A 25,685-nucleotide genomic window follows, 5' to 3' on the forward strand; every position below is an offset into this window, starting at 1 on the left:
AAGATGATCGATGAATAATGATATAAAAATAGATAACAAGCAGAGGCAATATAAAGAAGATAAGATAAATAAGGAGAGAAAGCTATATAAGGATAGAAACCTTCTTATCGTTTTTTGTATCACTTTAACGGCTGTATTAAGCGTTACAAGTATATCTCCTGCTTTTCCAATGATTGCTGATGTATTTAATATATCGGATACACAAATCGGTCTATTAATAACAGTATTTACGCTTCCAGGTATTATACTAGCACCGATAATTGGGATATTGGCGGATAGGTTGGGTAGAAAAAAAGTACTCGTCCCATCCCTGATACTTTTCGGTATAGCAGGTACTTCTTGTATATTTGCTCGTAGTTTTAAGATGCTTTTATCACTTAGGCTCATTCAAGGTATCGGCGGAGCTGCTATAAATTCTCTCAATAATACAATAATAGGGGATCTTTATAGAGATAAAGAATGTACTATAGCAATGGGGTATAATGCAACCGTCTTGAATATTGGAACTACAGCATTTCCATTGATAGGCGGAGCATTGTGTGCATTAGGATGGTATTATCCATTCTTTTTACCATTAGTAGCAATTCCGATCGCTATACTTGTGGTATTTGCGTTAGATAGTTATGATCCTGATAATAACCAAGATTTTAAAAAATATCTGAAGAATAGCATGCAAGTTTTAAAGAATAAGAATATTATAATTCTTATTATAATCAGTTGTCTACTGTTTACGATATTTTATGGTGTTTATATGGCATATTTTCCTATATATATCGATAAATCTTTTAATCCAACCCCTTTACAGATTGGAATAATATTAGCGGGTATGTCCTTTACAACAGCGGCAGTGGCATCACAGTTAGGCCGTCTTTCTTCTAAATTCTCAGTTAAAACATTGTTAATAATGGGGTTTGCATTTTTTGGGATAGCATTATTGATTATTCCAATAATTCCAACCATCTGGCTATTATTCCTCCCTATAATAATATACGGTATCGGGCAAGGTATCAGTAACCCGATGATACAATCTTCTCTAGCCAGGTTATCCGATCAAGAGTATAGAGGGATAATAATGTCCCTAAGTGGTATGTCTATCAGACTAGGACAGACTCTTGGTCCGGTGCTGTTTGGATTGATAGTAGCAATTTCTGGAATAGACTATGTCTTTTATGCGGGTGTGATGTCATCTCTTATCGTTGTTTTGGTCATATTTAAGATATATTCAAATAACTACACAACCGATTAAAAATTATCGCAAAATTTAATATAAGATTTGAGATAAAAAAGTGATCTATCTATGAACAGATCGTTTTTCGTATTTATTATCTTATTCATCATTCTTGCTCTTGCTGGATTGTCTTGTATATCGATAGCAAGCCAGTCTAAACCTGACCTATTGATCTACGAAGTATATCCAAATACTTATTCTAAAAACGAGTTGGACGAGTTTGTGTCTATAATAAATAATTCTAATCACAACATAAACTTAAAAGATTATTCTATTACAGATCTTGAAGGGGTTATTACTCTTCCAGATTTTCTACTTCATCCGGGCGATAAATATTATTGGGCATACTCGAGTGATAAGTTTAAAGAGACTATGGGGTTTTATCCCGATTTTTCTCATGAGGATGACGGGCAGATAAGACTAGCAAATAATGGAGACGAGGTAATACTCAAAAAAGGGAATATAATCGTAGATGTACTGGTCTATGGTAACTCGACTTACTTAGAAGGATGGTCTGGAGAGCCTGTAAGTAAGCCAAAAGAGGGTGAAATTCTCCGTAGAAATTCTTTAATTGACCATGATTCGAGAGAAGATTGGGAAAAAAGCAACGATAAAAAGGTCTTGTTAGGTTTAACCAATTTTAAACCTGAGAAGTTTGAGTTCGATGGAGAGGTAACCGCTTTTGTATCTCCAGACTCGAGTTTTGTTACACTTACCGATATTATGAGTAAAGCAGAGGATAGAATCTATATATACGTATATACGGTTGACAACCTCTCTTTACTTCCTTTTTTAAAAAATGCGTCTGAAAATGGTGTGGATATTAAATTAATGGTGGAAAAAAGTCCTGCTGGTGGGATGAGTGATAACGAGTTGGAATTTTTATATCATATAGAAAATATGGGCGGAGAGGTAAGGCTCGCTGAAAAACCTTACGTCTTTAATCACCAAAAGTTAATAATAATAGACGATTGCGTGATAATCTCTTCTGAAAATTTAGGATATTCTGGTATTCCTGTAGATAATACATACGGAAACAGAGGTTTCTGGATCGCGATACATAACAAAGAAGTTACAGATTATTATATGAACCTCTTTAATAAAGATTGGAATATTACGAATCAAGGGTTTGTAAACCAAAAAACCTCAATATCATCTCTAAATTATACGCCATCTGGTGATTATAGACCAAAATACGATCCTAAAACAATAAATGGGCATTTTGTTGTCTATCCTGTGATAGGTCCTGATTTTTCCTTTGAACATAATCCTGTATTGGATTCGATAAAAAATGCAGAGGATAAGATTTTAGTCGAGATTTTCTATATAGATCTTTTATGGAAGGATAACGTAATACTGGAAGAGCTTATCAATGCAAGCAGAAGAGGGATAGAAGTATATATCCTCCTAGATTCTTCCGATTACAATACAGAGTATAATAAGATAGATAACGATGATTTTGTAAATTTTATAAAAGATTTGGAAAAAGAAGGATATCCTATTCATGCCAAATTGATCGATAAGAATAGAATCTTTAAACTTCATAATAAATCGATGATAATAGACGATGCGGTATTTATATCAAGTTTTAATTGGAATAAAAACAGTTTTTTAAACAATAGAGAGGTCGGTGTATTGATCGAGAACAAAGATTTATCTAAATACTACGAGGAGATATTCTGGGATGATTGGGGTAGAATAAATTATGGAAGCTTTGTTCTGATTATATCTGTTTTTATTGTCCTAGTGTTATATATCGGATACAAATTAATATACAAAAAGAATAAACAACATTAAATGGATGGATTATAGATAGATATTATAAATCGAAGATTAATAAGTTAGAAACGGCTAATCGATCAGTATAAAAATATTTGCATCTTACAGTCATGCTTACCATGGCTCTTTCTTCACTCCTAATTTATAACCAATATAATTTACGGATAAGTGTAGCAATGGTGTAACGATCAAGATCACTATTATTACATTACCATACTCGTATAAGAAACTATTTAAAAACCATTCTCGTACGAAGATAAAAGAGAGTAGCCAAGAACCAAATACAAAGTCTAACTGATCTAAAAGAGGGAGAGGAGCACCACGTTCTAAACCTAATCTACGTTTAAAAAAACTCTTGGTTAAATCTCCAAATAGGGAACCAAAAGATAAACAGAACAGGGCTAATATCGGGAAACGTGGAAGTCCTATATAAGGCGATAATATATTCTGGATCAAACCGATTAAAATGCCACATAGCGTCCCGATTATAAGACCTCTATATGTTTTTCCGTCTCCAAAGACTCTATAACCATCTTTTAGTCTTTTTCCGAAATCTATCGGTATTCCTCCACCGAACAATGCTGCAGAAGGGTTTGAGATATATGCTGGTAACATAAGCCATATACTCAAGAGTATTAGATATGATATATTCATCGGCATGATATCTTTATATAATTGTTGGCTTTATATAATTGTTGGATATAAATAAGTTGAGATAGAAAACATTATAAATAGAAAAATTTAAAAATACAAAAAATGTGTAAAAAGATATATATACAAATAAAATAGCTAAGAAGGATTTTAGATGGAGATTTACCAAAGTTCTCTCAAAAAAGGGCTTCCTAAAGAGACAAAATCAATATGCCCAATATGCCATCAGGTGATAGATGCAAGGATATACGAAGATAATGGAAGAGTGATGATATCAAAAAATTGTCCCGAACATGGCAGTTTTAAAGACGTATACTGGTCTGATGTTGAAATGTATCTAAAGGCAGAAGAGTATTCTTATGATGGACGAGTGGAAAAAATAAATTATGAAACAAAAAAAGGGTGCCCGTACGATTGTGGTCTATGTAAAGAGCATCTTAGCACCACTATTCTGGCTAATATAGACCTAACAAACCGATGCAATCTAAGTTGTAGTTTTTGTTTTGCAAACGCCAACGTAAAAGGATACGTCTATGAGCCCTCTCTTGATGATGTGGTCGAGATGTTAAAGGCTCTTAGATCCGAAAACCCTCCGTGTCCTGCTGTACAATTTGCGGGAGGAGAGCCTACACTTAGAAAAGATTTGTTTGATATAATAAAGATTGCAAAAGAGATGAAGTTTGCTCAGATCCAGTTAGCAACGAATGGAATAAAACTCAGAGATATTAACTATGTTAAAAAGCTTAAAGAGGCAAGGTTAAGTACTATCTATCTACATTTTGATGGTTTTACAACGGATATAGAGCCTTATTTAGATATTAAAAAAGAGGTTATAGAGAACTGTAGGAGATGTGATCTCGGAATAGTACTAGTCCCAACAGTTTTCAAGGGTTTTAACGACCATCAAATAGGCGATTTTATAAATTTTGCCGTCGATAATATAGATGTAATAAGAGGCATCAACTATCAACCGCTCTCGTTCAGTGGAAGGGCAACAGAGGACGAAAGAGATAAAAAGAGGTTTACGATACCTGATCTTTTAGATGAGATAGAGAAACAGACTCATGGACGTATATTGAAAAAAGATTTTTATCCTGTGCCTTGTGTGATACCTATTAGCAAATTGGTGGAGGTTTATAAAGGTAAATTACAGGTAGAGTTCAGTGCACACCCTCACTGTGGTATGGCAACCTATCTGTTCGTGGATAAACAAAATATGGATAAATTGATACCTATAAATAGGTTTGTAGATGTTGATAAATTTTTTTATGGTATTGAACAGATAGTTAATAATCTGTCTAGCAAAGGAATAATAAACAAGGTAAGGGCTATTAGGAACGGTTTAAAAATAATTTTTAACTATATAGATAATTCTAAAAAGCCTGATTCTTTGGATTTTACAAGTATGATCGAATCGATCTTGATAAATCAGAATTATAAGAGTTTAGGAGATTTTCATAAAAATGCACTATTTGTCGGATCTATGCATTTTCAAGATCTGTATAATATGGATATAGAGAGGTTAAAACGTTGCGTTATACATTATGCAACACCATCTCCTGAACGAAGGATAATACCATTCTGTGCATACAATACATTATACAGAGAAGAGATAGAGAAAAAATATTCGATTCCTTTATCTGAATGGAGAAAAAAATATGGAGATGAAAGAGAATGATATTTAAAAACATAGTTTGTTCGATCTGTGGAATGGCATGCGAGGATCTCATTGTTGATATAGACAATGGTAATATAACAGTAGAAAATGGTTGTTTGATGGGAAATGCTAAATTACAAGAGTTAATAAGCGAAAATAGAATAAAAGAGCCTTATATCTATGGCAGACCTGCCAGATGGGATGATGCGATAAAAAAATCTGCTGAAATTTTGAAGAATGCAACCCGTCCTCTCATCTTTATAGGCAGTGAGACCTCTACAGAGGCAATGCATGTTGCAATAGAGATAGCGATACATCTTGGTGGAATAATCGATGATTGCGCCACAATATGCCATGGTCCTACCGTTATGGGATCACAGGATGCAGGTAAACCATCATGTACGCTTGGAGAGATCAAAAACAGGGCAGATTTGGTGATATGCTGGGGATCAAATCCGACAGAGTCTCATCCGCGAAATCTATCTACGTTTACACTCTTTCCTAAAGGGTACTTCACAAAAAAAGGAAAAAATGATAGAAAGTTGGTAGTTGTAGATCCAAGAAAGACAAAAACTGCTGATATAGCAGATCTGTATATTAAGATCAAGCCAGGGTATGATTATGTTGTATTTAATGCCTTGAAGGCTGTTTTATTAGGAGAAGACATAGATAAAAGCATAGAAGAGATGACAAACGTATCGAAAGATGAGATATTAACCCTCGCAGAGATGATGAAATCGGCTAATTTTGGCGTCATACTTGCAGGATTGGGAGTTGCAAGTTCTCCAAAGAAGAATAACAATGTAAGAGCGGTAGAACAACTTGTAAAAGAGCTTAATAGATTTACAAAGTTTTCTATTCTTGCAAACAGAGGTCATGCCAACGTGGCAGGGTTCAATCAGATCTGTACATGGATGACAGGTTTTCCTTATGGTGTTGATTTTTCTAGAGGCTATTCCTATTATAATCCAGGAGAGACCACCACAGTAGATCTTCTCAGGAGAGAAGAGGTGGATGCAATTATGGTTATAGGTTCCGCATTAGCATCACATCTGCCAAGAAAGGCTGTAGAATATATGGCAAGACAACCGATAATAACTATAGATATATCAAACTGTCCAATGACGATGATCAGTGATGTAGTCATCCCAGGCGTGATGGATGGAGCTGAGTGTGAAGGAACTTTTTATAGAATGGATGATATACCTTTGAGAGCAAGAAAGTTTATAGATCCCCCATTTAACTATACAGTATCGAACGAGGATACATTAAAACAAATATTAGAGGAGATTAAAAAATGAAAAGACTCGAGGTTGTTCTTCTTACAGGCTCAACGATACGGCAAGGTATGGTCATTAAAGGTGGAAGAAAATTGACTGAAGAGTATAAGATTGAGGCTGCATACTGCTTATTGAATCCTAAGGATTATGAAAAGCTTGGAAGACCAGAAAAAGTAAAAGTCAAGACGGATTATGGTGAGGTTACCGTTTTTGCCAGGGCTGATGAATGTATGTTTGAGAAAGAAGTATTCATACCACGAGGACCTTGGGCAAATGTAGTTATAAGTCCAGAGACTATGGGAACAGGGTCTCCAATGTATAAAGGAATGAAAGCCACTGTGGAATCGAGTGAGGATGATGTTTTGGAGAGTCGACAACTATTCGAGGGGTTTGTGAAGAGATATTAAAAACCTACAAATCCTTTTGCAGAACCAAGGTTTCTGCATCACAAATCAAAGATTTGTGAGCTACGAAGCAAGGCTTCGTAACACTTGTTTTCAAAATGAGACAATTATTTGGAACTAATGGAATAAGAGGCATCGTAAACAATACGATTGATTCTTCGTTCTTTTTATATATAGGAATGGCATACGGATCGTTTAAAAAAGGAAAGATAGCTGTTGGAAGAGATTCACGAATATCCAGTCGGATGTTGGAAGATTCTTTTATTGCAGGACTACTCTCTACCGGTTGTGAGGTTATAGACACAGGTATCGTGCCAATCCCTGCCATTCAATACTATATTAAGAATAATTCTTCCGTTAAAGGAGGAGCAATGATCACAGCAAGCCATAATCCACCAGAATACAACGGTGTTAAAATTATTGCTGAAGATGGGACAGAAGCACCAGAAGATGATGAAAAAAAGATTGAAGATATATACTTTGAAAAAAAGTTTAATAAAGCATTTTGGAAGGATACTGGGTCTTATTCAAAGAGAGATATAATAGATTACTATATACAGGGAGTTAGTAAGATGGTAGATCTGGGATCTATAGATGGTAAAGATTTAAAAATCGTTTTAGATGCTGCTAATGGTCCTGGATCAATTTCTTCTTCTAAATTTCTTAAAACCATGAATATAAGATACGTTGGAATAAACACAAACATAGACGGCACTTTTCCAGGGCGTAACCCGGAACCTACAGAAGAAAATTTGGATGTAATACAAAAGGTTATGAAAAACGGTAAATTTAATTTTGGTGTTGCTCATGATGGTGATGCGGATAGAAGTGTATTCTTCGATGAAGATGGTAGGTTTATAGATGGTGATATTATTCTCTCCATAGTTGCAAAGTATCTGCTTGAACAGAAGAAGGGAGGAACGATCGTAACGACTGTTGCTACATCGTCATCATTAAAAGATACTGTAGAAGAATGCGGAGGACGTTTGATAGAGACTCCGGTTGGGAGCATCTATGTTGCAAGAAAGATGATGGAGGTTGGAGCAATATTTGGTGGAGAAGGAAACGGTGGATTGATTTTTGCAGAGCATCAATATTGTAGAGACGGTCTTGCAGCGTTGGGAAAGATCTTAGAGATCATTATTAAAAAAGGTAAGAGTCTGAGCGATCTTGCGAATGAAATTCCACGATACCATCTTTTAAAAGATAAGATAAGTGTAAAGAATACCTATGTCAGAGCAGATATTATCAAAAGGATCAAAAAAAAGTATTTTGGAGATGAAAGAGTTCATATGGAGAGAGATGGTATAAAAATATATTGTGATGAAAAAGATTGGATTTTGATAAGAAAGAGCGGAACAGAACCTATTTTAAGGATTTATGCCGAATCTAAAGATGAAAAAAAAGCAAAAAACCTTTTAGATTCTGGGAGAAAATTGATTAAAAATGTATAGAAAGATTTGATGCGCTGGTTTCATAACCTGTTGCTTCAGTAACATCTACATTTCAGAGGCGTTCTTAACAGTATATTCTTGGTACCTGTATTTTAAAAATAGAGTCTTTTGAGTACTCTCACATTTTTCCCTCCAATAAACAAACTTTAAATATAAAGAGTGAATAACATAAAAAGGAGGGGTTTTGTTGCCAACGATGCCTGCTACGCTAAACCAGATATCTAATACAATAAAGCATTTATTTAAACTATGTCGATTTTAAATTTTAACGTTGGATGCTCCGGACGGGATTTGAACCCGGAGTTATTCCACAATTTTTTATACTCATTATAAAATAAATAGAAGAGATCCTTATCTAAAGTCTTACCCAATGGTAAAAAGTCCTCAATAGTAATCTTCCAATCCAATAAACAAACTTTAAATATAAAGAGTGAATAACAGAAAAAGGAGGGATTTTGTTGCCAACGATACCTGCTACACTAAACCAGATATCTAATATAATAAAGCATTTATTTAAACTATGTCGATTTTAAATTTTAACGTTGGATGCTCCGGACGGGATTTGAACCCGTGTCGTAGGATTGAGAGCCCTACATGATTGGCCGAGCTACACTACCGGAGCTTAATCATGATCTATCCAGGGATATACTATTAGTATCCATTGATTAAATCCGTTACCATATTTAAAACTTTTTGTATGTTTTGCTTTGTATCTTTGTATATACTCTGTTTAAAAAGTGCGTAAAAATTTATGTACAAAATAATTCTATATTTGGAAACACCAAACCTTCTTTTATATCTTTGGAAGAGTTATCCCACAATTTTTTATACTCATTATAAAAGAAATAGAAGAGATCCTTATCTAAAGTCTTACCCAATGGTAAAAAGTCCTCAATAGTAATCTTCCAATATTTTCTCCTATTTCCGTTACTTTTCGAGTCTATATATCTCGTCGAGTCAAGCCGATCTGAAAGTTTTAATATTATTGCATCCTTCCCGATCATCTTTATTTTTTCTATATAGCTCTCCCTATCATCCGTCGTCTCTCGTGTAACGCTCCATACAAGATCTGCAACTTGTTTACCAAATTTATCCATTATCTCGTCCATAGCGGCAATAGTTCCTTTCTGTTCAAGTGTATCATGTAACAATGCTGCAATTATGAGATCCTCATTTTTTATGGCTAATTCATTAGATATTATTAGAGAAGTTCTCAACGGATGCGCTATATGTACACACTCGGCATACCGTAATGATTCTACTATTTTATTTTTATTATCTAGATTATCAACCAGTTTGTAAAACTTCTCGTGAAAAATCTCTTTTTCAAATAACTTTACACTGAAAAGCTTACCAAATTCTATTATATCGCCAACACTCTCAAAAAATATGTTAAAAAGCTCATCCTTTTTTGAGAGAAGCTTATCTATACACTTCTCTCTATACTTATCTAATTCTGATGGTATGTTTATCTGCTCCATAAAATTATTCAAAACGTTAATATCATGGATATCTCCCATCAATTGCTGTAATTGATGCATTTTACCGAGTATATCTTTGTTGATAAATGGAAACAAAGGATCTATAATCTCTGCAGTATATCTGAGCCTTTTTAAGGCTATTCTCATCTTATGTAAAAAGAAATCATCACCGTTGATCGCATCATCTTTATACGAGTAAAAATCTTCAAATAGTTCTGCTAAGATATTTAAGACCATATCTTTATTATCTTTTGGAACAGTTACATCTTTTAACTTTTTTTTGATCTTTGATATAGGAAAGTCTCTAATCTCTTGAAAGACTATCATCTCTTGTCTTCCTATCTTTCTATTAATAATCTCTTCACAGATTTTTATGAAATCATAACTCTCGTCGTCTCTAATTCTATTTAGCAGTTGAAGCTGGACATGAAAATCTCTAAGATCGCTTGTCGACCTCATCAGTATTTTGAGATCTTTAATCTTTATTTTTTTGTTGGATAGCGAACTTACAAGAGTTAATACCGCATTCAATCTTCTTGTAATTACTCTTAAATTATGAAGTGAGTCGGCTGTTATTTCTTTTTTTGTCTCCTCTAATCTCTTAAAAAAGAGATCTACTCTATCTTTAAACATCTGTTTGATAATATAACTCATAATTACAACTACTCTCCATTATTTCTGAATAAAATCTATTTTTTTGAAAATATTTTTAAAACTAAACGATTTTTTGTTTGTATTGTTATTTTTATCATTTATTTGCAAAAAATGCACTATTTTGTTTCTTAAATCCTTTTGTACATCTTCTACGGATCTATTTCCATTAACCTTTATGAAACCATACTTTTCTGCCATAAAATGGAATTCGTTGCGTATTTTTTCCTGATATACCATAAAACTGTCGAATATATTATCCGATAACCCTATATCCAACCCAGATTCCCAATAATCCAACCTTCCTTTTTCCTCAAAATTTCGTTCTACCAATAGCTGCGGATCAACATCCAGATAGAAAATAAGGTCTGGTATCAAGGCTATACTATATACCTCCTCCAACCATTCTCGCTCTAATCCCCTCACAACCCCTCTTGCAATTAACGTAAATATATATCGATCTGCAAGCACGATGGCACCAGCTTTTAGATTTGGAATTATTACATTCTCAAGCTGATCTGCAAAATCTGTAGCGTAAAATAACTCGTATGTTAATCTCCCAAGGGTATTCCCCTCTTTAGCTTTTGAAAGCTCATTGCTTACCAGATTAGATCGTCTTAATCCTACATTTGCCGTTGCATATCCGTTTATCCCTAACCAATAAATCAGAAAACCTATCTGGGTAGATCTGCCTGAGCCATCTGCCCCTTCTATCACGATTAATTTGCCATCATTATATATCTTATCATCTTTTAGATAAGGGATACCGTTGCCATAAAATCTCATAATATGCCTCTTCTATCAAATTTTACAATATTCAAATTTTTATATTTAAAATCATAAAGGTCTATCTTTTTAGATACTATCTCTCTTATCTTGTCTTGTTGTTCTTTTATAGGACGGGTAGCATCTATCACTTCAAAATTAAACTCTTTGATAATTCTTTCATACTCTTTCGATATCTTATCTTGAAATATCTTGAAACTCTCTTTGGAATCTACGGAAAATCCCATATCCATTCCAGCCTCATAAAATTTAATCATGCTTCTACCGATCAAAACTCTTCCAAGCGCAACTTCTAGAGGTAATCTAAAGAAGAATGAGATATGAGGTTCTATTGCAAAATTATATATTTTTCTTACCCATTCTCTATCACAACCTCGCACAACGTCTCGTGCAAATGCTGTATATACATATCTATCAGCAAGAACGATATATCCTGCTTTTAATTGAGGAAGTATCATTTGTTCGTACCTATCCGCAAAATCGGTACAATGTAACAAACTAAACGTGGTAGGTGTAAAAATCTCTTTTTTCTTACCTCTTCGTATCGCCTTCTTGACCAATTCAGAACTGTTCCAAACGGTAAAAGATACCTTTACATCCTGTGATTCCAACCACTTTCTTAATAAAGAGACTTGAGTGGATTTACCAGATCCATCAAGCCCTTCTACCACTATCAACCTGCCATTAATCTCAGTATTATCTCTCATGATCAACACGTCAAATGTAGTATAGTGTTTATCTCTTTAAGATCTTCTTTATTAATTTCATTCAAAAAATCAACCGCTTCTGGAGTTTTTAAAACCTTTAATTCTACACCACGTTTCTCCGCCTCTTGCTTAAAATCATCTGATACTGGGAGAGAACCATAATAACCAGTACCTATTACAAGAATTTTACAATCCCATGGTATATTTTCTTTTTTAGTTAAAGGGGTATGCCCATCAAATTCGTCTTTATACTTCTTCGATCTTTTTTATCTCTTTTTAAAATCTTACCTCGATCTAATATAATGTCTTTTTTTATATTCTACTCCGTCTATAATTATAGAACCAAAATGGGCGGCTTTGATTTTCATCTAATATATAGAAAATAAGTATTATATAAAAATTTTTTGTTTTATTTTTTATAATGCTTAGATAAATATTTATAGGGATAATTAGATAAATGATCTCTTATACCAAGTTGTGTTATCTATGAGACGAATCGAATTTTTCAGTCAGAAGAGACGATTGGTTGGTGTATTCCACCAGGTAAAAAATAAAGAGAAGGCACCGTTGGTTATTACATGCCATGGACTCGAAAGTTATAAAGATAGTGATAAATATCTCCAAATAGCAGAGAGATTTACTAACGATTTTTCTGTCTTTAGGTTTGATTTTAGTGGATGCGGCGAGAGCGAAGGAGATCCGATCAAAAACCTGCCAAATAGGATATATGATCTTATGGCTGCGATCGATCTTATGAAGAAAAACCCTTATGTTGATAAAATAGGGTTATTAGGGAGTAGTATGGGTGGTTATTTATCGATCATAGCGACTGATAAAGAGAATATTAGCGCGGTAGTAACGTGGTCTGCTCCGTATATCATAGACGATGAGACTTTACCTATTAATATAGATGCAAGAGATATAATAAAGAGGATTAAATCACCTATCTTGATAATCCACGGCGATAAGGATGAAATCGTTCCTTTAGAGCATGCTATACAACTTTACAATCATGCAAATCAACCTAAAGAGCTAAAAATCATCAAAGGTGCTGACCACAGATTTTTAAACCCAGTGAACCGGGAAGAGGCGATCAATCTAAGTTTCGAGTGGTTTAAACGGTACTTGTAATGATTTGTATCGAGATACTATGTTATAAAGTTGGAATTCTTATCTTTTATTAACTGTAGTTAATTGGATAAACACGTTTTAAACCGTATTTTTTAGCTAAATCTAACACCTCATAGAATTCTTTCTTAGTAATCCGCCTTTTCAATTCGTTATATTCGAAAATATCTCCATATGGTCTATATTGATCCATTATATTGATGAATGTATTATCCGATAAGGATTTAACAAATTTTAAAACTTTATCACTGCCTGCTATATCATTTGGAAGGACTAAATGTCTGACCAAGAGTCCTTTATATGCAATCCCATTCTCAATCTTTAAATCCCCAACTTGGCGGTGCATCTCTCGTACCGCATCCGTACACTTTTCAAAATAATCTGGTGCATTGGAATATTTTTTTGCTACATCGTTAGAACCATACTTTATATCGGGCATATATATGTCGAATACTCCATCAAGCAACTTTATAGTCTCTACTTTCTCGTATCCACTCGAATTATAAATAAGTGGAATATTTAGTCCCTTTTTTATAGCATGTCTAACAGATTTTACTATTTGAGGAAGAAAATGGGTAGGAGTGACAAAATTTATGTTATGGCATCCCATATTTTGTAGTTTTATCATAATTTCTGCCATATCTTCTATCTTTACTTTTTTGCCAATTCCGAGATGACTTATCTCATAATTCTGACAATAAACACAACGTAAATTACAATTCGTCAAAAAAATAGTTCCGGAACCACTAAATCCTACCAAAGGTCTCTCTTCTCCAAAATGAGGTCCATAACTTGAGATTATAAGATCTTTACCGGATCTACAAAATCCTTTTTTATCTTCTAATCTATTAATTTTACACTCTCTGGGGCATAACCTACAACTCTCTAATAATCTATAAAGCCTTTCTATTATCCGATCTATCCTACCATCCTCATATAATTCAAGGTACCTATATCTATAAGCAACCATCTTTTTCACTAACGAATTTTATCATAATATTTATAAACAAAAGATCAGACTACAAAGATTAAAACTCTTCTATCTCGATTTTATACTCCTCTAAAATAGATAAAAAGTTTTTTAGTATGAATGCAGTGCCACCCCATATAGTATCCCCCTTATAATTCCATACAACAGTATCTGAATTATCTATGAAGAAGGATAGAGGCACACTGATAATTCGTTGCACCTCTTTTTTATTGATCAAGAAATTGTATGGATACGGAATAATTCCGACAAAGGAAGTGACTATAAACGAAGATGATATCGTCTTTATATCATCCAATACACCCAATACATCGACATCTTTCGGTTTTAGCCCGATCTCTTCGTAACTTTCCCTTAAAGCAGTATCTTTCAAATCTTCGTTATTTTCTCTCGCTCCACCTGGAAAAGATACTTCTCCTTTATGATAAGTTAGATTTTCGGCTCTCTTAATAAAAAGTATATTATAATCATGATCCTTTTTAAAAAGAGGCACTAAAACAGCGGATTGTTTTAAATTATTATCCAATATTAAATCTCTCTCTCTATGTGCAAGAATCTCTCTTAATCTGTACATCTTTCTTTAAATAGTAGTATTTATTAATATTTATGGTTTATGTATATAGATATAAAAATAATACAACCGATCAATCCTATCAATTGGGCTTGTGTGGTAACGGATATCCTATTGGGCTTCGGACCCAATGATCCGGGTTCGATTCCCGGCAAGCCCGTTGCATTATCTATATGTTAGTCTCTTCTATTTCGCCCTTTTGTTATTCCTGATGCCACCAAATGGGCTATCCGTATAGGCTCAGGAATAATCGAATTAACGGAAAATTTTTTTATAAGAAACTCACAATCCTCTTTTTTATCGAATCCTGACATTTGATATAGTATCTTATTACCTTTATACAAAAAAGAGTTTATATCACCACAGTTTTTTATTATTGCCATTCTTTTATCTTTATCTGCTAAATTTTCCAATGCACTGTATATCTTATCAAAATCGGGTTGTCTTTTTATTACTGCTATTACTGGAATATTCGTCTCATCGTACAATAACTTTATATCTACAAGGTTGAATCCACCGACGGTTATTCCATCCAGCATAATCACTTTTATCTGTTTTAGATGAGTCGAGCCGATTATCATCTCTCTTATTTTCTCATTAGCATCGAGTCCATCGATATGTATCTTTGATGATAAAACTCCCTCTAAAACATATCTGCCTCTCATTATGATGCCTATCAATATAGAGTATCTATCATCAAGAAATGCATCATCTATGCCAATAACCCGTATGTTCTCTTTAAATCTCATTGTATGCAGAACCTACGGTTCCTGCACCTCCTGGTGATTTCTGTTTCTGGATACACAGTCCAGCCTTGTGCTGTACAAGAGTGAAGAACATTTGTTTTCATGCAGAACCTACGGTTCCTGCACCTCCTGGTGATTTCTGTTTCTGGATACACAGTCCAGCCTTGTGCCGAACAAGAGTGAAGAACATTTGTTTTCATGCAGAACCTACGGTTCCTGCACCTCCCTTTGAAAACAGATTTTACGAAACGTAATGATAAAACATAGTCCAGCTTTATGATGTTGCAAATCGAGGTTTTCAATCATCATTGCTAGAGAAAGATCTGTTAAAAGAGGATTTAAATTCGGATAACTCATCTAACAGATTGTTACATGTATCTAACAAAACCTTTACCGGATCAGTTCCATCTGTCCTTAAATAAAGGATGGGATTGCTTGAATATGGGAATCTTATATTATATACCGTCCCTAAAACACGTTTATCTTTCAATAATGCATCTTGTAAAAGGTTCAGCAAAGTATCATCTTCTCCCCTAATTTCTACCTTTAATTCCTTTTCTGTTCGATCAAATACTTTTAATTCCACTAAAACATCCCCCATCCATAATCTTCGGATATTTTTCGTTGATATCTTGTATTACATCTGGAACATTTTAACCCTTTTTCCTTCTTCTCCAAAGTCTCTCCACAAACAGGACAGAATGCCTTTATAACACCCAGATTCTTGTCTTGAGTTGTTAATCGTATTGGATTGTTGCTTATTACCTTTGCTTTCACAATATCACCGACATTAAACGCTTTGTCTATCGTCTTTATGTATGTATGTTGTATATTCGATATATGTATAGTTCCTTCCACGTTTGCAGATCTATTCTCGTATCCTTTAACTCTCTCTATGTTTAAGACTGCAAACGAATTTTTTAGAAGAATAATCTTACCAAGAACAATAGAGTCTTGTTTTATTTCAGGTGGAACCATAACCAGTGGTAGTACATCTATCTTGTGTAGTTTATCATCTAATTTTACAATACCAATAATGGAAGAACAGATACTTCCCTCATTGTTATAAGTATTGCTTCCAGGTACATATTCTTCAGTGGTACATATAAAATCGCCTGGAAGTACGATTTTTTCCTCAATTTCTATCTTCTTCTCCATATAATCACCTCGTAAAAATTATAATCCGGTATTAAAGTTTAAAACTGAGTTTCAACGCTGAAACCTGTATATATTAACATCTATCTCTTTAACATTTTTCCTATGAAACTCAAACGTTCTTTTTATTGGAAATCTTATCTTTCGCATCTCAAAACCATTACATATATCTACTACATAATTGTTTATAAATTCTTCTGTAACTCCGTTATGCATCGAATATACAACATCGGCCAATTCTAATGACTTATTTAAGAATTTTATATCTTTATGGGATTTAAATGGCGGGTTCATCAACACGGTATCTACTTGTAGATCGTTCTTATCAATATCAGCTATATCCATACGGATAAAATCTATCCCACAATCATACTTGTCTGCATTTCTCCGTGCGATCTCCAATGCATTCTCATCGACATCGATGGCATATACCTTCTCTGCACCTAAAATTTTGGCACCGATGGCAAAGATACCTGTTCCACATCCGAGATCACATACAGACCCGCTTAAATCCCCTTTTAATTTGGCATAAACCAAAAGTTCTGCAGCTATATTAGCAGGAGTGCTATATTGCTCTAAATATGCTTTAGGATGAGAAAACTTTTCTAATCCTTCTAAAAAAATCTCCAATCTTTTCTTTTTCATTTTAAAAATTTAAAATGTTGGATAAATATCCTCTTCCCTTATCTCATCCATTTGATATTCTATAATTTTATCTTGTAGTATCATGTTAAACTCTATTGGAGTCAAGATTGGTTTACCAAACGAAATATAATCATCTATTGCAATTCTAGGACATGCTGTATTTACAAGAATATCTACTTTTAATCCAATTGATTCAGGGCGTATTAAATTCATGCATATAAGATACGCTTTGTATCCTCTATTTATCGTCTCTTTATACAATCTTTGTGCCAAATTAAATCTATTTTGACCTATTTTATTACTTACAAGTATTCCTGCTGATTTAAATCCTATCGATTTAGATATGAGGGCATATCTCTGTTTTAACAACTTTTCCACTCTTATCTCTTCTATATCTTGCATCAAAGGGTCTATCCTAATCACTCTCTTCTGAGTTGCAATCTTTATACCGATCGGATGAAAACTTCCGTCTCCTAAAAAGATTACTTCTTTTCCAGCCCCTTTTGCGGCTGAAAAATTGCATCCCAAGACTATACCTCTATCTTTAACCCGATTATCTCCTTCATTAATCGAGCATGTTATGCCGTTTTCTTCATAAAAATCTCTAATATTAAGTAGATAGTTTTTATATTGAGGAGTGGTTACCAGAGATATCTTATTTGAGATTATGTAAGAAAGCGATTTTTTCAATAGATCTTCCAAAATATCCTCTCTCAATTTAATCTTAACAGGTATATACTCCACCTTATCAATCTTGAACATACTCGTATGACCGAAATGAAATAGAAGATCTACAATATTTAAAAGATTAAAGTCTATATCACAACTACCAAAAGAGGAATTACCAGATAATAAGACTAAAATATCCCTTTTATCCTCCAATTTTTCCTTAATATCTTGAAAAAAACGTACCAAACCGTCTGGGAACTGTAATCCTACTATCTTTGCTTTTTTTCTATCGATCAAGGCAAAAAGCTCTTCCAGATCTACTACGTATGTATCATCCATCTTTAAACATCACAAATTTTAATTTGTGAGCCGCAAATCTTCGATTTGCAACATCAATTATCTTATTAAATTATCTCTTAATGCTCTCTTAAAATCTTTTAAAAAATCATCGATTATATCTTCGGTGATGTGAGGCATGATCACCAACCGTAATGCCTTTGGCTTTCTGGTTTTAGATACACACCATCCTTTTTTCCACAACGTATTAAAAACTTTACATAGTTTTGGTACGTTTAAAGCCAGAACATTCATCTTTGGGTCTATTACAGGGTTGATATCTAAATCTCTCATGCCTTCGACGATAATATTAGTCATACGAAGACAGCTCTTGACAATACTCTTGAACCCATCCCAGCCAAGATACATCAATACCGCATAAGTAGCCGCGATGGATGCACCACTTCTGGTTCCTGTAAGAGTAAATTGAGATTTAGATGATAAATAAGGAGTAGATATTTCCAAACGTTTTAAATATTTTTTATCTCTTGTCAATAAGGCACCAGATGGAATAACACTCATTCCCATCTTGTGCGGATCGACTGATATAGACGATACCCCATCAAGTTCAAAGTCGAACATATACTTTTCATCCAAAAACGGTATAACAAAACCACCAAAGGCCCCATCTATATGTAAGAAGATATCGTTTTCTAAAGCAATCTTTGATAATTCTTCTATAGGATCTATCTGTCCAAACTCGGTTGTTCCTGCAATGCCCACTATTGCTATGGTGTCATCATCTATAAGTCTCTCTACAGAATCAGGATCTATCGTCAAATCGTCTCTTACCTCTGCTTTTTTTAGTTTGATTCCAAGAATATCGGCGGTCTTTTCAAAAGAAAAGTGTCCCATCTCAGAGACTATAAAGTTTGGTTTTTTTCTTTGTTTAAGATTTCGTGCCATTCTTATCGCTTGTATATTTGATTCTGTACCGCCAGTACTAATATATCCACACGCATCTCTTTTATGCAACAAATCTCCGATCATAGAGATAACCTTCTTTTCCAGCTTATTAGTACCTTTGAATATACCTGGATCCCCTGCATTAGAGCTCAAGAATAAGTTATGTGCTTTTACAGCTATAGGATGAGGATAGGTACACATTGAACTAAAGACTCTTTCATATGGTATATCTTCCGATTTCGCCTCTCTAACAAGATTTAATATATCCTCTTCTTTAGTTATATTATCCATCTTTTTTTATAGATTTTAATGCCGATTCCAGTATTATTTGTCTCTCTTTTCGTGCAACTGCCTCTCGTACATCTGCAACTCCATCTATGTTTGAAGAGACGCTTTTTATACCGTACTCGACGAGTTTTTCTACTATCTTCGGGTTAGACCCTGCCTGGCCACATACGGAAGTCTTTACTCCTGCCTCGTTACACTTATCTATAACATATTTGATCAGTTTTAACACAGCAGGATGCTCCTCGTCATACATGTATGATACGTTCTCGTTGTTTCTATCGATGGCTAGCGTATACTGTATAAGATCGTTTGTACCAAAGGATATGTAGTCTATTCCTTCTTTGATGATATCCTCTATTAGTATCGCAGCTGCTGGTGTCTCGACCATTATGCCCCACTCTACCTTGTTAAGATCTATCCCTTCATCGATCATCATCTGCTTTGCCTCTCTGATCTCATAAGGATGTTGAATCAACGGCAACATTATCCCCACGTTATCATATCCCATATTAAAGAGTTTCTTGAATGCCCTCATCTCCAACCTGAAATGCTCTTTTATAGTCAGATCTCTTCTGATACCTCTCCAGCCGAGCATCGGGTTTGCCTCTATAGGCTCTCCTTCCCCACCAGGCATCGCTCTAAACTCATCCGTTGGCGCATCTATGGTTCTAACCCATACCGGTTTCGGATAAAATGCATCTGCAACCGTTTTTATGCCTTTAACAAGCTCATCTACATACTCTTCCGATCTTCCTTCATCTATATACTTCTGTGGATGCATTGGAAGCGTAAGAACCATATGTTCTATCCTTAGGAGACCTACACCATCTGCACCAGTTTTAGCAGCCCTCTCAGCCGCTGAAGGTATAGATATATTTACTTTTACCTCTGTAGCAGTAATTATCGGTTTATTTTTTATAACGACCTCTTCCTTAGTCTCCGTCTTTGTATCGATCCTTCCTTTATATATCGTACCTTTTGCTCCATCTATAGTTATGGTATCTCCATTCTTCAAAACTTTAGTGGCTTTTTTTGAACCAACTATACACGGAGTACCAAGTTCTCGCGATACTATCGCAGCGTGGCATGTCATACCCCCCTCATCCGTTACTATGCCTGAGGCTCTTTCCATTGCTGGAACCATATCAGGCGAAGTCATCTTTGCAACCATAATGTCCCCTTTTTCCACTTTGTTCAGATCTTTAATGCTGTTTATTATCACTACTCTACCAGAGACTATACCTGGAGATGCACCCGTTCCTATAAGGATAGGTTCTTTACTGATTCCTTCTTTTACTATGTTATTATTATTTATCGTGGTTATAGCCCTTGATTGGAGGATAAATATCTTCCCATTCTCGATAGCCCATTCTACATCTTGTGGGAATCTATATATCCTTTCTATTTTATTTCCTAGGTTTACCAGTTCTTTGATCTCATCATCTGTCAAAGATTCGGCGTTTCTCTTATCTTGTGGGACATCTATATAGATGGTATCTCCTGTTTTAGGATCTTTGATACACATCTTTGTTTTTTCGCTTATCTTTTTATCTATTATTCTATATGTCTCTTTATCAATTACAAAATTGTCGGGAGATACCATTCCAGATACTACCGCCTCACCCAGACCCCATATAGACTCTATTATAGCAACATTTTCTCCGCTAGACGGATGGGATGTAAACATTACACCTGCTTTCTCTGCATTAACCATCTTCTGTACTACTACTGCAATGTTTACCTTTTCATGATCAAAATTCTTCTTTACACGGTAAAATATTGCCCTTGCACCGTATAACGATGCCCAACATTTTTTTACCGCATCTATCAGTTGCTCTTCTCCTTTGATATTCAAAAAGGTATCTTGTTGTCCAGCAAAACTTGCATCGGGTAAATCTTCTGCTGTGGCACTTGATCTTACTGCAACAAAGACTTCTCCTCCCTCTTCATTACATAGAGTCCTATACTTATCTAAGATCTCTTTTTTAATATTTTCAGGTATTTTCGTATTGAAAATTAGCTGTTTCGCCTTTTTTTCGGCATCTTTTAATTGAGCATCGTCATCTATGTCTATCATCAATATATCAAACAGTTTTTTCTCTATACCGCTCTCCTTTAAAAAATTTCTAAACGCTTTTGCCGTGATAATAAATCCTGGCGGGACAGGTAACCCCTTATTTATCATCTCACCAAGATTAGCGCCTTTCCCACCAGCAATCCCTATATCTTTTTTTCCTACATCTTTTATCCAGACGGTGTCCAAATTATCATCCCTTCTTTTATTCCAACACTAAAATCTATAACTTATATTTTAAGTTTGGCATTTTGTATAGATCAGTATCAATATAATTAATTATCCATTAATTTCATTATAGCCGCGGCTATATCTCCATCCGTCTCTTCCAATGCTTTCTTAGCATCTTCCTCTGTTACACCTGCTTTCTCCATAACAAGATCTATATCCTCCCTTTTAATACTGCTTATCTCTTTTTCTTCGGGTATTCCAGTAATCTGGTATGTTTTTGAGCCTTTTACATCCATAATAGTTACTTCAGCGTCTTTAAATATCAGCTCTTTATCTTTTGTAACTATTTTAACCTCTTTTACGTCATTTATAACCTCTACGTTTATTCCCATTTGTTTCATCATTTGTTTAAGTTTTTTTGGATTCATCCCTTTTGGAAACATTTTATACCTCCATATACTTTTTTAGATTTCTTATTATCTCATCAGTCATCTCGCTCATCTTTGAACTTCCACCAAGATCGTAAGTTACATGTTTCTTCTCTCTTATCGTATCCTTTGTAGCCAATCTTATTTTTTCTGCATTATCTTTATCGCCCAAGTATTCTAACATCCATGCACCGGCAAGAATAGTGGCTGTTGGATTTACTTTATTTAATCCTTTATATTTAGGTGAAGATCCATGTGCGGGCTCAAACATTGCATAATTATCTCCTATGTTAGCAGAAGGAATCAGTCCGATACTTCCAGCCAGACCAGAACATTCTTCGCTTATTATATCCATAAAAAGGTTGGTAGATAGTAGAATACTCTTATCGAATCGTTGAATATTTTTAATTATCTGTTGTGCCATGTCGTCTATATGGTAATCCGATAGATCTATATCTGGATAATTCTTTTTTACATTTTGTACCTCTTCTAAAAATGTACCGCATGTTTTTTTAAGAATGTTGCTTTTATGTATTGCTACTACATTTTTATAATTCCTACGGCGTGCCTCTTCAAATGCGTATCTTGCGATCTTTCTGCATGATTCTCTCGTTATTTTTCTAATTGAGATAAAGACATTATCAGTAATCTCCATCTCACCACCAAAATAAAACCCTTCTGTAGCCTCTCTAACACAACATAGCTCTATACCTGTAATAGTCTCTATAGGCCTGACATTTGCATATAGGTTGTATTTCTGTCTGATTGATACGGCAACGCTTTTAGGGGTTCCTTCACCGCCTGGCGTTGTTGTTGGACCCTTAAAACATGCATCAGAACTATCTAAAATATCCCAGGTCTCTTCAGGAATTAAAGAGTCCGCTTTGTTCTTTTTCCACCATTCGGCACCGGCATTACATTCAATGAACTCTATATCCGGTTTTATAACATCTAAAACTTTTAATAAAGAAGAAACGAGCTCTGGCCCTACTCCATCACCTTTTATCAATGCTACTCTTTTCATAATCTAAAAATCAAGTTAGATTACTTTTTAATTTAAACATTTTGTTTAACCTCAGCCTATTTATGTAGATACTACAATCTTTTTTACACCTTTTACGGTGAGAAACTCGTCTACCAAAGCACCAGGAATTTTTTCATTGGTTACCAATGTTAGCTTAGATATCACACTAATATCAGGATCTTCTGCCAGTATGTATCTTATAGAGATGTTGTTGCGTGCTATAATACCGGTAATATTAGCGACAATCCCTGCCTCCATGCTGTCTGCAAAGACCTCCAGTACAGGATAACCAAATATTTTAGAAACCTCGCTGATCTCTGCCACGGGCTTTATTGATCCATATACGGTTTTAAGTTCCTCATCCTTCTCTATATTCTCAATGGCTAAGACTACTACGTTTCTATCCACATCCAATGCACGCGCAATCTTAGTCGGGACGAGCTCTATATTACCACAGAAAGCTTTCCCACCTTTGACGGATATTCCCAACTTTAAAAACGTTTTTGCAACCTTTAACTGAGATGGAAAACGATCAAATTTTCTCTTTATTTTTTCCCACACGTTGTATAAATAGTATTCGCATATTTAAATTTTTAATCTCAAGACGATCTTTTATTCTAATTTATAAAGTATAACCATTAAAAAAAGATATTTAAGTTTTTTAAAAAAGTTTATATACTAATATTGTATATATCCATATATTATGGGAACAAGCACTAAAAATATGTTTGAATGTATCAAAGAAGCATCAAGGTTTAAAAATCCAATAATAGCTGAAATAAAAGTTAAGTCTCCTACCAAGGGAGATTTATTACGTAAGAGAGATCCTATCGATATTCTCTTAGAATATGAAAGAGCGGGCGTAGTAGGAATCTCTTATATAACCGAGAAAAATATTTTTGGAGGGAATATTGAGATATTAAGAAAGATTTGTAAGTATTCTAATCTGCCTGTTTTACGGAAAGATTTCATTACAGATAAAAAAGAGATCGAATTAACTGCAAATCTTGGTGCATCTGCCATTCTCCTTATAACTGGAATCTTAAAAGAAAAAATAGGAGAATTCATAGATTATTCGTTAGATAATGGGTTAGAACCACTTGTTGAGATCCATAACATCGATGATGTACATTATTTAAGAGATACAAATCTAAAAATGATAGGAATAAACAATAGAGATATTTTAAAGATGGAGACTGATGATGGAGATGTATCTGTAAGTGAAAATATTGTAGATTATTTAAAAAAAGATTTTATCTTTAAAAACAAAGACTACCTTATAGTAAGCGAGAGCGGAATAAAAAACGTTGAAGATTTAAAAAGAGCACTTAAAATTGCTGACTCGGTCCTTATAGGAACATCATTCATGGAATCAGAGAATACGGAGCAATTTGTCAAATCTTTTGTATTTTATGGGAGAAATAAGGCTTTTATATCTTAATAATCATTTTAGTGGTATTATTATGCTTAAAAAATTAATTATGAAGACTGATCTTAGTTTTGATGAATCTTATGAACTGATTAATATGATAGAAAGAGATAATGATGTTAGAGTCTCTGCCTATCTAACAGCATTACAAACAAAGGGTTTCACATCGACAGAGCTTGCCGGGTTTATCTCCGCTATAAGAGATAAATCGGTTAGGGTGGATGTACATAAAGAAAAGATGGATACATGTGGAACAGGCGGCGATGGCGTAGGAACAGTAAATGCCAGTACTGCATCTGCAATTATTTCTTCCCTATTTATCCCTGTAGCAAAGCATGGAAACCGTTCTATTACATCAATTTGTGGTAGTGCAGATGTTATAGAGGAATTAGGGATATCTTTTTCGTCAGATCCATTAAAAGCTAAAGAGATGCTTGAAAAAGTTAATTTTGCTTTTTTATTAGCACCAGCATTTAATCCAATTATGGCAAGGGTAATGCCAATCCGAAGAAGTCTTAGCATAGAGACGGTGTTTAATATTTTAGGTCCGCTTATAAATCCAGCAATACCTGAGTATCAAATAATCGGAGTATATAACCCAAGATTATGCAAAACTATCGCAGAAGCGTTATCCATGGTCGGTATAAAGAGAGCATTGGTTGTACATGGTAGTGGTATTGATGAGGTCGCATTACATGGACCAACGCTTGTATATGAGGTCAATGATAAAAAGATAGAATCTTATAGCGTGGAGCCGGAAGAGATAGGGTTTAAAAGGTGTGATCTGAAAGAATTACTTATATGTGATAAAAAAACCAGTTCAAAGAAAATATTAGACGTATTTTATGGTAAAAAAGGTTCTATACGAGATTTTATAGTTCTGAACTCTTCTTTTGCATTATATTCTTCTAAAAAGGCAAAAAATTTTGTAGATGCAAAGGAGATGGTAGAAAATAGTATTGATGATGGAAAGATCAGTGAAAGATTGGAGGAGATAAGATCGTATTCATCAAAATTTGTGGAATTAAAACAGAGTCAGAATTGAAGAT

The 25,685-nt window shown here is 34.4% G+C and carries 26 protein-coding genes and 2 tRNA genes; 10 read left to right on the forward strand and 18 right to left on the reverse strand.

Annotated features, from left to right (window positions below):
• Positions 1-10: 10 nt before the first annotated feature.
• A complete protein-coding gene (locus tag LPC15_RS05225) occupies positions 11-1,246 on the forward strand; it encodes an MFS transporter (RefSeq protein WP_229234318.1) in 1,236 nt (411 codons plus the stop codon).
• Positions 1,247-1,297: 51 nt separating this feature from the next.
• Positions 1,298-3,025, forward strand: coding sequence for a phospholipase D-like domain-containing protein (locus LPC15_RS05230; protein WP_229234319.1), 1,728 nt, complete (start codon positions 1,298-1,300; stop codon positions 3,023-3,025).
• 96 nt (positions 3,026-3,121) lie between these two features.
• Here the strand turns inward: LPC15_RS05230 and LPC15_RS05235 are convergent, their stop codons facing one another.
• The gene (locus LPC15_RS05235; protein ID WP_420709506.1) at positions 3,122-3,622 is read right to left on the reverse strand and encodes a CDP-2,3-bis-(O-geranylgeranyl)-sn-glycerol synthase; all 501 of its coding nucleotides are present in this window, start codon (positions 3,620-3,622) and stop codon (positions 3,122-3,124) included.
• A gap of 190 nt (positions 3,623-3,812) precedes the next feature.
• On the opposite strand from LPC15_RS05235, the gene tes reads away from it, so the two are divergent.
• The 4 genes from tes to glmM all read left to right on the forward strand — a co-directional run bounded on the left by tes (position 3,813) and on the right by glmM (position 8,453).
• Positions 3,813-5,336, forward strand: coding sequence for a tetraether lipid synthase Tes (gene tes, locus LPC15_RS05240; protein WP_229234321.1), 1,524 nt, complete (start codon positions 3,813-3,815; stop codon positions 5,334-5,336).
• Positions 5,333-6,616 (forward strand): formylmethanofuran dehydrogenase subunit B, encoded by a 1,284-nt coding sequence (locus LPC15_RS05245; RefSeq protein ID WP_229234322.1) that lies wholly within the window; start codon positions 5,333-5,335, stop codon positions 6,614-6,616. Before tes ends, LPC15_RS05245 begins: the two co-directional genes overlap by 4 nt.
• Complete coding sequence (locus LPC15_RS05250; RefSeq protein WP_229234323.1) at positions 6,613-7,002, forward strand: molybdopterin dinucleotide binding domain-containing protein; 390 nt, start codon at positions 6,613-6,615, stop codon at positions 7,000-7,002. The genes LPC15_RS05245 and LPC15_RS05250 overlap by 4 nt, the downstream gene beginning before the upstream one ends.
• A 95-nt stretch (positions 7,003-7,097) precedes the next feature.
• On the forward strand, positions 7,098-8,453 hold the full coding sequence (glmM, locus tag LPC15_RS05255; RefSeq protein ID WP_229234324.1) for a phosphoglucosamine mutase: 1,356 nt from the start codon (positions 7,098-7,100) through the stop codon (positions 8,451-8,453).
• Positions 8,454-9,000: 547 nt separating this feature from the next.
• Here the strand turns inward: glmM and LPC15_RS05260 are convergent.
• The 5 genes from LPC15_RS05260 to LPC15_RS07065 form a co-directional block, all read right to left on the reverse strand.
• Positions 9,001-9,075 (reverse strand) — tRNA-Glu (locus LPC15_RS05260).
• Positions 9,076-9,202: 127 nt separating this feature from the next.
• Positions 9,203-10,588, reverse strand: a complete 1,386-nt coding sequence (locus LPC15_RS05265) for a CHAD domain-containing protein (protein ID WP_229234325.1) — start codon at positions 10,586-10,588, stop codon at positions 9,203-9,205.
• An 18-nt stretch (positions 10,589-10,606) separates the two neighbouring features.
• Positions 10,607-11,371 carry a dTMP kinase gene (locus tag LPC15_RS05270; protein WP_229234326.1) on the reverse strand — a complete coding sequence of 255 codons (765 nt, stop codon included), beginning with the start codon at positions 11,369-11,371 and terminating at the stop codon, positions 10,607-10,609.
• Positions 11,368-12,078 (reverse strand): dTMP kinase, encoded by a 711-nt coding sequence (gene tmk / locus LPC15_RS05275; protein WP_229234327.1) that lies wholly within the window; start codon positions 12,076-12,078, stop codon positions 11,368-11,370. The genes LPC15_RS05270 and tmk overlap by 4 nt, the downstream gene beginning before the upstream one ends.
• Positions 12,079-12,080: 2 nt before the next feature.
• A complete protein-coding gene (locus LPC15_RS07065; RefSeq protein WP_420709507.1) occupies positions 12,081-12,281 on the reverse strand; it encodes an MTH938/NDUFAF3 family protein in 201 nt (66 codons plus the stop codon).
• A 283-nt stretch (positions 12,282-12,564) separates the two neighbouring features.
• Between LPC15_RS07065 and LPC15_RS05280 the strand changes: the two genes are divergently transcribed.
• Positions 12,565-13,209 carry an alpha/beta hydrolase gene (locus tag LPC15_RS05280; protein ID WP_229234328.1) on the forward strand — a complete coding sequence of 215 codons (645 nt, stop codon included), beginning with the start codon at positions 12,565-12,567 and terminating at the stop codon, positions 13,207-13,209.
• 49 nt (positions 13,210-13,258) lie between these two features.
• Here the strand turns inward: LPC15_RS05280 and LPC15_RS05285 are convergent, their stop codons facing one another.
• Positions 13,259-14,176, reverse strand: a complete 918-nt coding sequence (locus tag LPC15_RS05285) for a radical SAM protein (RefSeq protein WP_229234329.1) — start codon at positions 14,174-14,176, stop codon at positions 13,259-13,261.
• 58 nt (positions 14,177-14,234) lie between these two features.
• A complete protein-coding gene (locus LPC15_RS05290) occupies positions 14,235-14,768 on the reverse strand; it encodes an NUDIX hydrolase (RefSeq protein ID WP_229234330.1) in 534 nt (177 codons plus the stop codon).
• An 85-nt stretch (positions 14,769-14,853) separates the two neighbouring features.
• Here LPC15_RS05290 and LPC15_RS05295 point away from each other — a divergent pair.
• Positions 14,854-14,925: transfer RNA gene (locus LPC15_RS05295), tRNA-Arg, on the forward strand.
• A 16-nt stretch (positions 14,926-14,941) separates the two neighbouring features.
• Here the strand turns inward: LPC15_RS05295 and LPC15_RS05300 are convergent.
• The 10 genes from LPC15_RS05300 to LPC15_RS05345 all read right to left on the reverse strand — a co-directional run bounded on the left by LPC15_RS05300 (position 14,942) and on the right by LPC15_RS05345 (position 23,768).
• On the reverse strand, positions 14,942-15,514 hold the full coding sequence (locus tag LPC15_RS05300) for a DUF99 family protein (RefSeq protein ID WP_229234331.1): 573 nt from the start codon (positions 15,512-15,514) through the stop codon (positions 14,942-14,944).
• 295 nt (positions 15,515-15,809) lie between these two features.
• Positions 15,810-16,097: an RpoL/Rpb11 RNA polymerase subunit family protein gene (locus LPC15_RS05305; protein WP_229234332.1), complete on the reverse strand. Its 288-nt coding sequence runs from the start codon at positions 16,095-16,097 to the stop codon at positions 15,810-15,812.
• Positions 16,097-16,669 carry an exosome complex RNA-binding protein Csl4 gene (locus LPC15_RS05310; RefSeq protein ID WP_229234333.1) on the reverse strand — a complete coding sequence of 191 codons (573 nt, stop codon included), beginning with the start codon at positions 16,667-16,669 and terminating at the stop codon, positions 16,097-16,099. Before LPC15_RS05310 ends, LPC15_RS05305 begins: the two co-directional genes overlap by 1 nt.
• Before the next feature lie 51 nt (positions 16,670-16,720).
• Positions 16,721-17,311: an METTL5 family protein gene (locus LPC15_RS05315; protein WP_229234334.1), complete on the reverse strand. Its 591-nt coding sequence runs from the start codon at positions 17,309-17,311 to the stop codon at positions 16,721-16,723.
• Between the two features lie 9 nt (positions 17,312-17,320).
• On the reverse strand, positions 17,321-18,319 hold the full coding sequence (dph2, locus tag LPC15_RS05320) for a diphthamide biosynthesis enzyme Dph2 (RefSeq protein WP_229234335.1): 999 nt from the start codon (positions 18,317-18,319) through the stop codon (positions 17,321-17,323).
• A 57-nt stretch (positions 18,320-18,376) separates the two neighbouring features.
• A complete protein-coding gene (mfnA, locus tag LPC15_RS05325) occupies positions 18,377-19,513 on the reverse strand; it encodes a tyrosine decarboxylase MfnA (protein ID WP_229234336.1) in 1,137 nt (378 codons plus the stop codon).
• Entirely contained in the window at positions 19,506-21,773 is a 2,268-nt protein-coding gene (gene ppsA, locus LPC15_RS05330; RefSeq protein WP_229234337.1) for a phosphoenolpyruvate synthase, read from the reverse strand. Before ppsA ends, mfnA begins: the two co-directional genes overlap by 8 nt.
• An 86-nt stretch (positions 21,774-21,859) precedes the next feature.
• The gene (locus LPC15_RS05335) at positions 21,860-22,198 is read right to left on the reverse strand and encodes a nascent polypeptide-associated complex protein (protein ID WP_229234338.1); all 339 of its coding nucleotides are present in this window, start codon (positions 22,196-22,198) and stop codon (positions 21,860-21,862) included.
• A gap of 1 nt (position 22,199) precedes the next feature.
• A complete protein-coding gene (locus tag LPC15_RS05340) occupies positions 22,200-23,210 on the reverse strand; it encodes an isocitrate/isopropylmalate dehydrogenase family protein (RefSeq protein ID WP_420709508.1) in 1,011 nt (336 codons plus the stop codon).
• Positions 23,211-23,267: 57 nt separating this feature from the next.
• Entirely contained in the window at positions 23,268-23,768 is a 501-nt protein-coding gene (locus LPC15_RS05345) for a hypothetical protein (RefSeq protein ID WP_229234340.1), read from the reverse strand.
• A 163-nt stretch (positions 23,769-23,931) separates the two neighbouring features.
• On the opposite strand from LPC15_RS05345, the gene LPC15_RS05350 reads away from it, so the two are divergent.
• Both LPC15_RS05350 and trpD read left to right on the forward strand, forming a co-directional pair.
• On the forward strand, positions 23,932-24,648 hold the full coding sequence (locus tag LPC15_RS05350) for an indole-3-glycerol-phosphate synthase (protein ID WP_420709509.1): 717 nt from the start codon (positions 23,932-23,934) through the stop codon (positions 24,646-24,648).
• A gap of 22 nt (positions 24,649-24,670) precedes the next feature.
• Positions 24,671-25,681: an anthranilate phosphoribosyltransferase gene (gene trpD, locus LPC15_RS05355; RefSeq protein WP_229234342.1), complete on the forward strand. Its 1,011-nt coding sequence runs from the start codon at positions 24,671-24,673 to the stop codon at positions 25,679-25,681.
• Positions 25,682-25,685: the final 4 nt, after the last annotated feature.

It is taken from the genome of Candidatus Methanoliparum sp. LAM-1, assembly GCF_020885915.1.
GTDB lineage: Archaea > Halobacteriota > Methanoliparia > Methanoliparales > Methanoliparaceae > Methanoliparum > Methanoliparum thermophilum.